The sequence below is a fragment of the Mesorhizobium sp. M0011 genome (assembly GCF_040324155.1).
GTDB lineage: Bacteria > Pseudomonadota > Alphaproteobacteria > Rhizobiales > Rhizobiaceae > Mesorhizobium.
The window spans coordinates 98558-109959 of record NZ_JAMYVQ010000023.1; the positions used below are offsets into that span (position 1 = coordinate 98558).

General features: G+C 63.1%; 11 protein-coding genes. 9 read left to right on the top strand and 2 right to left on the bottom strand.

What is annotated here, in order from left to right; translation table 11 throughout:
- The first annotated feature begins 17 nt into the window (after positions 1–17).
- The 5 genes from NKK51_RS23245 to NKK51_RS23265 all read left to right on the top strand — a co-directional run bounded on the left by NKK51_RS23245 (position 18) and on the right by NKK51_RS23265 (position 5725).
- Positions 18–1226: an acetyl-CoA C-acetyltransferase gene (locus NKK51_RS23245; protein ID WP_127295300.1), complete on the top strand. Its 1209-nt coding sequence runs from the start codon at positions 18–20 to the stop codon at positions 1224–1226.
- 14 nt (positions 1227–1240) lie between these two features.
- On the top strand, positions 1241–3460 hold the full coding sequence (locus tag NKK51_RS23250) for a 3-hydroxyacyl-CoA dehydrogenase NAD-binding domain-containing protein (protein WP_352554713.1): 2220 nt from the start codon (positions 1241–1243) through the stop codon (positions 3458–3460).
- Between the two features lie 65 nt (positions 3461–3525).
- The gene (locus tag NKK51_RS23255; RefSeq protein ID WP_023811352.1) at positions 3526–4080 is read left to right on the top strand and encodes a thioesterase family protein; all 555 of its coding nucleotides are present in this window, start codon (positions 3526–3528) and stop codon (positions 4078–4080) included.
- A gap of 115 nt (positions 4081–4195) precedes the next feature.
- Positions 4196–4864: a S24 family peptidase gene (locus NKK51_RS23260; protein ID WP_352439629.1), complete on the top strand. Its 669-nt coding sequence runs from the start codon at positions 4196–4198 to the stop codon at positions 4862–4864.
- Between the two features lie 9 nt (positions 4865–4873).
- Positions 4874–5725, top strand: a complete 852-nt coding sequence (locus NKK51_RS23265; protein WP_352554714.1) for a thermonuclease family protein — start codon at positions 4874–4876, stop codon at positions 5723–5725.
- On the opposite strand, the gene NKK51_RS23270 is transcribed toward NKK51_RS23265, so the two are convergent.
- A complete protein-coding gene (locus NKK51_RS23270) occupies positions 5691–7337 on the bottom strand; it encodes a lysine--tRNA ligase (protein ID WP_352554715.1) in 1647 nt (548 codons plus the stop codon). The two genes, NKK51_RS23265 and NKK51_RS23270, sit on opposite strands and share 35 nt — an antisense overlap.
- A 165-nt stretch (positions 7338–7502) precedes the next feature.
- Between NKK51_RS23270 and NKK51_RS23275 the strand changes: the two genes are divergently transcribed.
- A complete protein-coding gene (locus NKK51_RS23275; protein WP_281040482.1) occupies positions 7503–7910 on the top strand; it encodes a tellurite resistance TerB family protein in 408 nt (135 codons plus the stop codon).
- Between the two features lie 60 nt (positions 7911–7970).
- Here the strand turns inward: NKK51_RS23275 and NKK51_RS23280 are convergent, their stop codons facing one another.
- Positions 7971–8819: an ABC transporter substrate-binding protein gene (locus NKK51_RS23280; RefSeq protein WP_352554716.1), complete on the bottom strand. Its 849-nt coding sequence runs from the start codon at positions 8817–8819 to the stop codon at positions 7971–7973.
- Between the two features lie 248 nt (positions 8820–9067).
- Between NKK51_RS23280 and NKK51_RS23285 the strand changes: the two genes are divergently transcribed.
- The 3 genes from NKK51_RS23285 (at position 9068) to NKK51_RS23295 (ending at position 11298) form a co-directional block, all read left to right on the top strand.
- Positions 9068–9799 carry a helix-turn-helix transcriptional regulator gene (locus NKK51_RS23285; protein WP_023811347.1) on the top strand — a complete coding sequence of 244 codons (732 nt, stop codon included), beginning with the start codon at positions 9068–9070 and terminating at the stop codon, positions 9797–9799.
- 96 nt (positions 9800–9895) lie between these two features.
- The gene (locus tag NKK51_RS23290) at positions 9896–10534 is read left to right on the top strand and encodes an acyl-homoserine-lactone synthase (RefSeq protein WP_013533650.1); all 639 of its coding nucleotides are present in this window, start codon (positions 9896–9898) and stop codon (positions 10532–10534) included.
- A 14-nt stretch (positions 10535–10548) separates the two neighbouring features.
- Complete coding sequence (locus NKK51_RS23295) at positions 10549–11298, top strand: enoyl-CoA hydratase-related protein (protein ID WP_013533649.1); 750 nt, start codon at positions 10549–10551, stop codon at positions 11296–11298.
- Positions 11299–11402 lie beyond the last annotated feature (104 nt).

Sequence of the window (11402 nt, forward strand, 5' to 3'; positions counted from 1 at the left end):
ACCCAAGGAGCAAGCAAATGGCTGAAGCTTATGTCTATGACGCTGTGCGCACACCGCGCGGCAAGGGCAAGAAGGACGGATCGCTGCACGAGGTGCCGGCGGTGCGGCTTGCCGCCAAGACGCTCGAGGCGCTGCGCGACCGCAATGGGCTCGACACCGGCAATGTCGATGACATCATCTTCGGCTGCGTCGATCCGGTCGGCGAAGCCGGCTCGGTCATTCCGCGCGCCGCCGCCTTCGAGGCCGGCTACGACACCAAGGCGCCCGGCATGCAGATCTCACGCTTCTGCGCTTCCGGGCTCGACGCCATCAATTTCGGCGCCGCCAAGATCGCGCAGGGCGCCGATGAGATCGTCATTGCCGGCGGCGTCGAATCGATGTCGCGTGTCGGCATGGGCGCCTCGGGCGGCGCCTGGTTCATGGATCCTTCGGTCGGCCTGCCCGGCTGGTTCGTGCCGCAAGGCATCTCGGCCGACCTGATCGCCACCAAATACGGCTTCAGCAGAGACGACGTCGACGCCTATGCGGTCGAGAGCCAGAAGCGCGCCGCCAAATCCTGGGCCGATGGCCGCTTCAAGAATTCCGTCGTCCCGATCAAGGACCAGAACGGCCTGACCATCCTCGACCATGACGAACATATGCGCCCGTCCACCGACATGCAGTCGCTGGCCTCGCTCAACCCGTCCTTCGTCATGCCAGGCGAAATGGGCGGCTTCGATGCCGTCGCCGTGCAGAAGCATCCCGAGGTGGAAGAGGTCAATCACGTCCATCATGCCGGCAATTCCTCCGGCATCGTCGATGGCGCCGCCGCCGTGCTGCTCGGTTCGAAGAAGGCGGGCAAGGCGATGGGGCTGAAGCCGCGCGCGCGCATTCGTACCTTCGCCAACATCGGCTCCGAGCCGGTGCTGATGCTGACCGGCCCGGTCGACGTCACCGAGAAGCTGTTGAAGCGCGCCAAGATGAAGCTCTCGGACATCGACCTGTTCGAGCTCAACGAAGCCTTCGCTTCGGTGGTGCTGCGCTACATGCAGGCGTTCGACATCGATCACGACAAGATCAACGTCAATGGCGGCGCTATCGCTATGGGTCATCCGCTCGGCGCCACCGGCGCGATGATCTTCGGCACGGTGCTGGACGAACTCGAGCGCCGCGATCTCAACACCGCTCTGGTGACGCTGTGCATCGGCGCCGGCATGGGAACCGCAACCATCATCGAACGCGTCTGACGGGGAGAGAAACGATGAGCTACACCAATTTCACCCTCGACATCGACGCCGACGGCATTGCGCTGGTTACCTGGGACATGCCTGGCCGTTCGATGAACGTCTTCACCGAGGAAGCGATGCGGGAATTGAACGCCATCGTCGACAAGGTGGCTGGTGACGCCGCCATCAAGGGTGCGGTGATCACCTCCGGCAAGGACACCTTCTCCGGCGGTGCCGACATCACCCTGCTGCAGAAGATGCTGACGACCTTCGCCGCGGAAAAGGGCAAGGACGCCGAAAAGGCGACCAAGGCGCTGTTCGACAATGCCGGCATGATGACCGGCCTGTTCCGCAAGCTGGAAACTTGCGGAAAGCCGTGGGTGTCGGCGATCAACGGCACCTGCATGGGCGGCGCCTTCGAATTGTCGCTCGCCTGCCACGGCCGTGTCGCCGCCGACAGCGACAAGGTAAAAATGGCGCTTCCCGAGGTGAAGATCGGCATCTTCCCCGGCGCCGGCGGCACCCAGCGCGTACCGCGGCTGACCGATCAGCAGCAGGCGCTGCAGATGCTGACCTCCGGCCAGACACTGTCGCCGCAGAAAGCCAAGTCTATGGGCCTGATCCATGAGATCGCCGAGCCGGTCAGACTGGTCGAGACCGCCAAGGCGATGATCAGGAATGGCCTGAAGCCGGTGGCGCCATGGGACGAGAAAGGTTTCAAGCTGCCCGGCGGCCCGATCTACTCGGTGGCGGGCGCCAATCTGTGGCCACCGGCCATCGCCATCCTGCGTCGCGAGACCTACGGCAATTATCCGGCCGCCGCCGCGATCCTCAAATGCGTCTATGAAGGCCTGCTGGTGCCGTTCGACACCGCCTTGCGCATCGAGCAGCGCTATTTCACCGAGATCATGCAGACCAGGGAAGCGGCGGCGATGATCCGCTCGCTGTTCGTGTCGCTGCAGGAACTGAACAAGGGCGCCCGCCGCCCGGCCGGCGTGCCGGAAACCAAATTCAAGAAGATCGGCATTCTCGGGGCCGGCTTCATGGGCGCGGGCATCGCCTATGTCACCGCCAAGGCCGGCATCCCGGTGGTGCTGCTCGACCGTGATCTGGAGTCGGCGACCAAGGGCAAGGCGCATTCCGACGGCCTGATCTCGGATCAGGTTAAGAAGGGCCGCGCCAAGCCGGAGGACAAGGACAAAATGCTGTCGCTGATCACGCCGACGGCGGACTATGCCGACCTTGCCGGCTGCGATCTGGTGGTCGAGGCCGTTTTCGAGGATTCGAGCGTGAAGAAGAGCGCCACCGAACAGGCGGAAGCCGTGCTGAAGCCATCGGCGATCTTCGCGTCGAACACCTCGACCATTCCGATCACCGGCCTGGCGAAGAATTCTGCGCGGCCGAAGAATTTCATCGGCATCCATTTCTTCTCGCCGGTCGACAAGATGATGCTGGTCGAGATTATTTTGGGCAAGAAGACCGGCGACAAGGCGCTGGCCACCGCGATCGACTTCGTTCGCGCCATCAAGAAGACGCCGATCGTCGTCAACGACACGCGCGGCTTCTACGTCAATCGCTGCGTGCTGCGCTACATGTCGGAAGCCTACAAGATGCTGATCGAGGGCGTTCCCGCGCCGATGATCGAGAACGCGGCGAAGGCAGCCGGCATGCCGGTCGGCCCCCTGGCGCTGACCGACGAGACGGCCATCGACCTTGCCCAGAAGATCATGAAGCAGACCATCAGGGATTTGGGCGACAAGGCGGTCGATCCCAAGCAGATGGCGCTGATCAACACCATGGTCGACGATCACGGCCGCTTCGGCCGCAAGAACGGCAAGGGTTTTTACGATTACCCGGCAAAGCCCGCCAAGAAGAAGCTGTGGCCGGGCCTTAAGGATCTCTATCCGCAGCTTGCACCCGAGAAGGTCGATTATGGGGAACTGCAGCAGCGGCTGCTGGTCACCATCGCGCTGGAAGCGGCGCGGGTGATGGAAGAAGGCATCGTCACCGACCCGCGCGAGGCCGATGTCGGCTCGATCCTCGCTTTCGGCTTCGCTCCCTACACCGGCGGTGCGCTGTCCTACATCGACGGCATCGGCGCCAAGGCATTCGTCAAGATCGCCAAGGGCTTGCAGAAGAAATACGGCGCCGAGTTCAAGGCGCCCAAGCTGCTGCTCGACATGGCCGAGAAGGGCGAGAGCTTCTACCAGCGTTTCGATCCCTATGCGAAAGGCGACGTGAAGCAGGCAGCCTGACGCATGAGCAAAATCAAGCGTCTTGCAGCGACCTTTGCGCGTCCAAGAGGACACGGGGCGCTGTAATGTATGTCTGGGCGCGCATGGTGCGCATGATGGCCACGGCACGCAGCCGTGGCCCCTACGTGATGGGCGGCGAAGGCCGGCTGGCTTTCCGCTGCCTGCCGACCGACATCGATTTCAACATCCATCTCAACAATGCGCGCTACATGATGCTGGCCGATCTCGGCCGCATCGACCTGTTTGTTCGTGCAGGCCTCATCACGCTGGCAAGGAAGAATGGCTGGGCGCCGATGATGGGCGGACTGCAGGCGGTCTATGCACGCGAGATCAGGCTGTGGCGTCGCTTCGAAGTGGTGTCCTCGATCGAGACCTGGGAAGGCACCCAGGTTGTCGGCAAGCACCGCTTCGTCCTCGACAATGGCGAGACGGCCGCGTTGATCCTGACGACAGCCGGCGTCTACGATCGCAAGGCTCGCAACTTTCTTGAGATTGACGAGGTCGTTGCGGCACTTGGTCGTGCCGTGAACCCGCGGCCACCGACGCAAACGGAGCGGATTTTCATGACATCGCACCAGGGTCTGCGCAGCTTGGCCAAGGGCGTCGATCGATCCCGGTAATCGGACTTTCCGCGATCGACGGGAACGTTTGCAACCACTCCACGACCGGTGGACAAAACGACATTCCAAGACTAGAAGGGAAAGGTATTTTTTCCTGCACCGAAGGAGAGCGAGCATGCTCTCGCACGACCGAGTCTGGGCTGCCATCGATGCTCTTGCCAAGCGCTATTCGCTTTCGGCCTCGGGTTTGGCCAAGCGTGCGGGGCTCGATTCCACTGCCTTCAACAAGTCGAAGCGTTTGTCGTCGGATGGCCGGCCGCGCTGGCCCTCGACCGAATCACTGGCCAAGATCATCGAGGCGACGGGCGCCTCACTCGACGAATTCACCAGTCTGATCGAAGGCCGGCCCGGGATCAGCAATGGTGCCTCGACCAGCAATGCCGCTTCGGTCGCCCGCAGAAGCTCCGTGCCGTTGCTCGGCTTTGCCCAAGCCGGCGCAGGCGGCTTCTTCGACGATGCCGGCTTTCCAGTCGGGCAGGGTTGGGATCTGGTCGAACTGCCGGCGCAATCGACCGAGAGCTCCTACGCGCTGCAGGTGCAGGGCGATTCCATGCTGCCGCTCTACCGCAATGGCGACGTCCTCATCGTCGAACCGGGCGCCGTCACCCGCAAGGGCGATCGCGTCGTTGTCAAGACCACATCAGGTGAGGTGATGGCCAAGGTGCTCGAGCGCCAGAGCGTCAAGTCGATTGCGCTGGTCTCGCTCAATCCCGATCATCCCGACCGCGACATTCCCATGCGCGATGTCGAGTGGGTGGCGCGGATTGTCTGGGCAAGCCAATAGGTCAGGCTGGTGCGGCTTCTCCATCATGCGCTGGCGGTTCTGATGGTCCCTGTGATGGCGGCCATGGTCGTCACCGGCGGTCGCACGTTGAAAGGAAGTGAAAGCGTCATTGCCGTGGACCAGCTTGATCCGGGCGCCGATACGATGGCGCAGCAGACTGCCGGGACGGTGCCGCAGGAGCCGGCCACCTCAGCCATCGCAGCTCCACAGCCGCCGAAGCCGGGGCCGCATTCAAGGGCAATCGATCCCGAAATCGTCGCGCCGCCGGAACTGCCCGCCGACGGGCTTGAACGGGTCGAGCCGCGCGAGCCATTGAGCAAGCTCGCGCTGGCTGTGCCGCCCAAGCCGAAAATGCCCGACGATTGGAACGGCACAAAGCTGTTCCAGCCGGTTGCGCCGGCCGCCGGCCTGATCGAAGCGAAGGGCTATTCGGTCGCGGTTTCCGGCATCGACATGGTCAGGCAGGACGAGACCTGCAGCGAGGACGGCAAGTCCTGGCCGTGCGGCGTCCGGGCGCGGACGGCGTTCCGCGCCTTCCTGCGCGGCCGCGCGGTGGTCTGCACGGTGCCGCCGCAGGGTGGCCGCGACCTGATCGCAGCCGAGTGCCGGATCGGCAAGCAGGATGTCGGTCAGTGGCTGGTCGAAAATGGCTGGGCGCGCGCCGCCAAGGGCGGCCCCTATATCGAGGCAGGCGACAAGGCGCGCACGGCGAAGAAGGGCATTTTCGGATCGGCGCCTGATCTGTCCGGCATGCCGGCGATGCCGGCCGCGCCAGGCCCGGCGCCTCAGGCGCCGGGTTCGATCCTCGAAGAGGTCGATGGCGTGCTCAAGCCAGCTGACCAGTCAGCGCCCGCTCAATGAGCGCACGTGTCTCGGCAACGCCATAGAGTGCTGCGAACGAGCCGAAGCGCGGGCCGCGCTCCTGACCGATCAGCACCTGGTAGATCATCTGAAAGAAGGCGCCCGATACGCCGGGGCCGCCTTCCGGGCTCTGCTTGGAATGATCCTGATAGCGCTCGATCCTGCGTGCGACATTGAGCGAGGCGTTCTGGATCGCTTCGCCGCTGGCGTCCACCGGCAGCGCCCCAAGCGCCGTGTCGAGGGCTGCCAGCGCCTCGCGCTCGACCTCGTCGGCCGGCCGGAAGGTTTTCGTCGGCTTCACGAAATCGTCGAAATAGCGGATCGCATGGCCGACCAGCCGGTCGAGCTCGGGATGCGTCGCCGGCGTCACGCCTTGCGTATGGCGCGAGATGAACCCCCACAGCACATCCTTGTTCTGCGCGTTGGAGGCGCTGACCAGATTGAGCAGCAGCGAGAACGGCACCGGCATGTCGATCGCGGGCGGGTTGCCATCATGCATGTGCCAGACCGGATTGCCCAGCCGTTCCTTCCAGTCCTGCCGGGGATAGGCGGCGAGGAACGTATAGTATTCGTCCACGGCCCGCGGGATGACGTCGAAATACAGCTTCTTGGCCTGCCGCGGCCGCTGGTACATGTAGAGCCCGAGGCTTTCGGTCGGCGCATAGGTCAGCCACTCGTCGATGGTCAGCCCGTTACCTTTCGACTTCGAGATCTTCTGGCCGTTCTCGTCGAGGAACAGTTCGTAGACGAAATGCTCCGGCGCCCGTCCGCCCAGAATGTTGCAGATGCGGTCGTAGACCACCGCATTGGTCTGGTGGTCCTTGCCGAACATTTCGAAATCGACGCCAAGCGCTGCCCAGCGCATGCCGAAATCCGGCTTCCACTGCAGCTTCACGCGGCCGCCGGTGATCGAAAGCGTGGTCTCGGTGCCCTCGTCGTCGAAGGTGATGGTGCCGGCCTTGGCGTCGACATGCTTCATCGGCACGTAAAGCACCCGGCCGCTCTTCGGCGAGATCGGCAGGAACGGGCTGTAGGTCGCCTGCCGCTCGGGCCCGAGCGTCGGCAGCATCACCGCCATGATCTGCTCATAGCGTTCGGCGGCGCGCTTGAGCATCGCGTCGAAACGGCCGGCCTTGTAGTATTGCGTCGCGCTGGCAAACTCATAGTCGAAGCCGAACGTGTCGAGGAAGCGGCAAAGCATCGCGTTGTTGTGGTCGGCGAAGCTGGCATAGTCGCCGCCGAAGGGGTTGGGGACCGACGACAGCGGCTTGTGCAGATGCGGCTCGAGCGCGGCGCGGTCCGGCACGCTATCGGGTATCTTGCGCATGCCGTCCATATCGTCGGAAAAGCACAGCAGCTTGGTCGCGACCTTGTCCTGCGTCAGGACGCGGAAGGCATGGCGCACCATCGAGGTGCGCGCCACCTCGCCGAACGTGCCGATATGGGGCAGGCCGGACGGCCCGTAGCCGGTCTCGAACAGGACTGTTTGCGGGAAGTCGGCGCCTTTGTAGCGCTCGATGATCTTTTTGGCTTCCTCGAAGGGCCACGCCTTGCTTTCGGTCGCGGCCGCCAGCAGCTCGGGGTTGAGATCGATGATGTTTGATCTCGCCATGTCACAGTTTTCCAAATCATTTGCCGGCCCGAAGGCGGGCCGCAGCAAGGGGTTTTCAACCGGTCTCTAGGCGTGCAGCGCCGGAGCGTCAACGCGTGCGGCGCTTTTTCCTTGCGGTGCAGAACGGGCGTTCCTAACTTCGAGGCCCGGTTCAAGGAGAAAAAATTGCCGACACCTCATGAAGCCCTGATCTATCTGATGGTCATCACCTCGGCCTCCGACCGCGACATGACCGATGTCGAACTGGCGCGGATCGGCGAGGTCGTCCGCTCCTGGCCGGTGTTCGAGGACTTCAACCACGACAGGCTTGTCGGCGTCGCCCAGGACTGCCAGAAGCGCCTGCACGAAAAGCATGGGCTGGAGGGCGTGCTGGCTGAAGTCGCCGAGGTCTTGCCTGAGCGGCTGCGCGACACCGCCTATGCCGCCGCCTTCGAGGTTGCCGCCGTCGACCTCGAAATGCGCATGGAAGAGGTGCGGGTGCTGCAGCTGATCCGTCGGCAGCTCGATCTCGACACGCTGACGGTCGCTGCCATAGGCCGCGCGGCCAAAGCGCGGCTGCGCACGCTGACCTGAAAGCCCTTGGCCGGGCGTCGTTGAGATGCAGCTCAGGCCGGCAAAGCTGACGGAACCGGATCAGAAAAAACTGACCGGAAAGTAGCGCAGATAAAATTCCGCGAACGTGCCTTTCATCGAAATTTCCTGCAGCGCGTAATCGATCGCGGCGGCCAGCGCCGGATTGTCCGCTTTGGTGGCGATGGCCATGCCAGTGCCCAGATATTCGGGCGCCAGATAGGGCCCGCCGGCAAAGCGGCAGCAGCCCGCCGCGTCCGAGCCGCCCAGCCAGAAAGCCAGGCGCATGCCGTCGCCGAAGGCGGCGTCGACCTTGCCGGCCTTGAGATCGGCATAGAGGTCTTCCGGCCTGTCGAAAGGGATGACCTGAACCGTGCTGAAATAGTCGCGCAGCATGCGCTCATGCGCCGAGCCTGATATCACGCCGACACGCTTGCCGAGCAATTTGTCAAAGATGGGCTCGGTCAGTGCCTTGCTCTTCGGCATGATGAAGCGCGCTGGAAACTGTAGATAGGAGCGCGAGAAGGCGTAGGTCGTGCGCGATTCCGGTGTTGCGGCGATGCCGGCGATGATCGCCTCGCCTTCGCCTTTGCGCAGTGCGCCTTCCAGCTCGGCCCAAGGCAGGGCCTGGATCTGGCATTTTTCGACGATGCCAAGCTCGGCGCAGATGGCGCGTGCCAGATCGATATGGAAGCCGGACAGCTTTCCCGCACCGTCGAGGAAGTTGAAGGGCGGGAAGTCCGTGGTGGTCAGGAATCTCAGCCGGGGCAGCGTCGAAAGGTCTGGTTTGGGCAGCCGCTCCTTGGCATCCCACAGCATCGGAACCTGAGGCGCCGCGGCGCGCGCGCCGTCGGCGAACGACAGCAATCCGATCAGCATCGCAAAGGCGAAGGATCTCCACCGGAACGCCAAGATAAAACTCCGCCACAGTCGTGCTCGCACCGGTTTTGGTACGAAAATGGTACAGGCACAATGGTTTTTGATTTCAACCCGCCGATTTCAGGATATGATTCAACCGGTTTGCAAATCAGCTCCGGCCGCCTCGGTGAGGGAAGCCACAAAATAAGTATGCGATTTGCAATCCGTGGTCGGTGGCGAAGTGTAAATCAGGCACGCATCATTGGCCGCAATGCACGAGGCAACATGGGGTTGATGTTGCGATGGGTCAGTTCGATCGCACGCTGGAATACATAGACCAACTGCAGCACGCCGCAACGGCGGCGGCGGTCTGTGAAAGGCTGCTGGGCATAACATCGGATTTCGGTCTCACCGCACTGATGGCTGGAACCGTACCGCAGCCAGGCACGCCGGCCGGCCAGCAAAAGCAGCATGTGCTTCTCTGCGATTGGCCGGGAGAGTGGCTGGAGCGCTATGTCGCGCGCAACTATGTCGATCATGACCCCGTCGTCAGCCATATGAAACAGTTGCAGGCGCCCTTCCAGTGGCACGAGGCGTCGCAGGGCATCCGCATCGACAAGAGCAGCGGCGAAGTGATGGGCGATGCCGGCGCCTTCAAACTGCGTGATGGATTGGCCTTTCCGTTGATCACGCTCGACGGCCAGATCGTCATGGTGTCGCTCGGCGGCGAGGCCGTGGAATTGTCCGTCGCCGAATTCGGCCAGGTGTCGCTGGTCTCGACCTACGCGGTCGGCCGCGCCATGCAACTCCACACCATGGCGAACAGCACCATCGATCATATCGTGCTGACGCCGCGCGAGCGCGAATGCCTGCAATGGGCCGCCGTCGGCAAGTCCGAATGGGAGATTTCGCAAATCCTCGGCATTTCCGAACACACCTCGGAGAAACATCTTCTTAACGCCAAAAGCAAACTAGGTGCCGTCAACAGGGTGCAGGCCGTCGCGGAAGCGATACGGCGCGGCTACATTAGTTAGGTCGGCCGTGCCGACCTGGAATTTTTGCCTACGCGATCACGCAATTTTCTCATCAAAGCACGGCCGTATCTTCCTCTGAACACAGGAGACGGCGGAATGCTTTTTTCCCTTACAACCCAGGAATTGATGGAGCGTCCCGACCTTTGGGAGGCCGTCCATCGGTTGCGCTACAAGATATTCGTCGAAGAGATGGGGTGGGATGACCTCAGGCGCCCCGACGGGCTCGAACTCGACCAGTTCGATCACGACGAGGCGGTCCATCAGATCGTCATCAGGGGCGGTGAAGTGGCGGGTTATCAGAGGATGTTGCCGACGACGCGGCCACATCTGCTGACCGAGGTCTTGACCGATCTTTCCGAAGGAACGCCGCCATCGGGTCCAAACATCTGGGAATTGACCCGCTACGCGGTGGCTCCCGGTTTTCGTGACGGCCGTCGCGGCGTTTCGACCGTCGGCACCGAACTGATTGCCGGTTTCGTCGAGTGGGGGCTGAAGCGCGGCGTCGACAAGGTGATCATCGAGTTCGAGCCGATGTGGGTGCTGCGCGCCTTGCAACTGCATTTCCTGGCGACCCCGCTGGGCTATCAGCGCACCTATGGCAACCAGCAGGTCGTCGCCACTTTGCTCACCTTCAACGAACACACCCTCGATGTGGTGCGGTCGCGCCGCAATCATTTTGCTCCCGTGCTGGCCAGGGGATATCCCGACATGCTCGGGCAAAGGCGTGCGTCATGAGATCGGAGACAGTCATGAGCACACACCCGCAACCTGAACTTCGCAACCACACGCTGGTCGTCACCGTGTCGTCGAGTGACGGCCGGCCGGTGCTGGACAGGAGAGCCTATGAAAGCCTGGCAAGGACCTTCCATGAAGCCGCCGACAATGAGGAGGTTCGCGTCGTCGTGCTGCGCGGCCTGGCAGGCTGTTTCTGCCTGGGCGGGGACTTCTCCGAATTCCTCGACGCCACCAAGCACCAGAAACTGATTGCCGCCGTCACCGACCTGTTCCGCACGCTGGCGACGTTTCCCAAGCCCATCCTTGCCTGCGTCGATGGCGATGCCGTCGGTGTCGGCTGCACCATCCTGTTCCATTGCGACATGGTGATCGCGTCCGATGAGAGCACGTTCAGGGTGCCGTTCGTCGATTTCGGCCTGGTGCCGGATGCGGCGACCAGCATCCTGGCGCCGCAGAAGCTCGGCTATGCCGGTGCCTTCCGCTTCTTCTGCCTCGGCGACACGCTTCGCGCCGAAGATGCCAGGGCGCTCGGCCTTGTCGCGGAGATTGTGCCGGGAGGCACCGTCGAGGAGGCGGCTCTCGGCCGGGCAAGACAACTCGTCAAGAAGCCGGTCGCCGCCTTGCTGCAGACGCGCGGCCTGCTGAAGGGGAACACCGAGGCCCTCTGCGACCGCATCGATCAGGAGATTTCGCTTTTCCAGCAGGCGCTGCAGGACGACACCACGCTGCGGCGATTGCAGCGCATCGCCCGGCTCGCGGCCTGAGCGAAAGCATCAAGGAACGCGCCCCCGCGGCCCCGCCCCCCCGCGCCGGACGCAGCAAAACACGTAGCACGGGAAATACCGCCAGAGGCCGATAAATAAGTTGT

Excerpts from the sequence above, each read along its gene's own strand:
- NKK51_RS23295 (WP_013533649.1), top strand. The coding sequence starts at position 10,549 with ATGAGCACACACCCGCAACCTGAACTTCGCAACCACACGCTGGTCGTC.
- NKK51_RS23290 (WP_013533650.1), top strand. The coding sequence starts at position 9,896 with ATGCTTTTTTCCCTTACAACCCAGGAATTGATGGAGCGTCCCGACCTT.
- NKK51_RS23255 (WP_023811352.1), top strand. The coding sequence starts at position 3,526 with ATGTATGTCTGGGCGCGCATGGTGCGCATGATGGCCACGGCACGCAGC.
- NKK51_RS23250 (WP_352554713.1), top strand. The coding sequence starts at position 1,241 with ATGAGCTACACCAATTTCACCCTCGACATCGACGCCGACGGCATTGCG.
- NKK51_RS23285 (WP_023811347.1), top strand. The coding sequence starts at position 9,068 with ATGGGTCAGTTCGATCGCACGCTGGAATACATAGACCAACTGCAGCAC.
- NKK51_RS23270 (WP_352554715.1), bottom strand. The coding sequence starts at position 7,337 with ATGGCGAGATCAAACATCATCGATCTCAACCCCGAGCTGCTGGCGGCC.
- NKK51_RS23245 (WP_127295300.1), top strand. The coding sequence starts at position 18 with ATGGCTGAAGCTTATGTCTATGACGCTGTGCGCACACCGCGCGGCAAG.
- NKK51_RS23260 (WP_352439629.1), top strand. The coding sequence starts at position 4,196 with ATGCTCTCGCACGACCGAGTCTGGGCTGCCATCGATGCTCTTGCCAAG.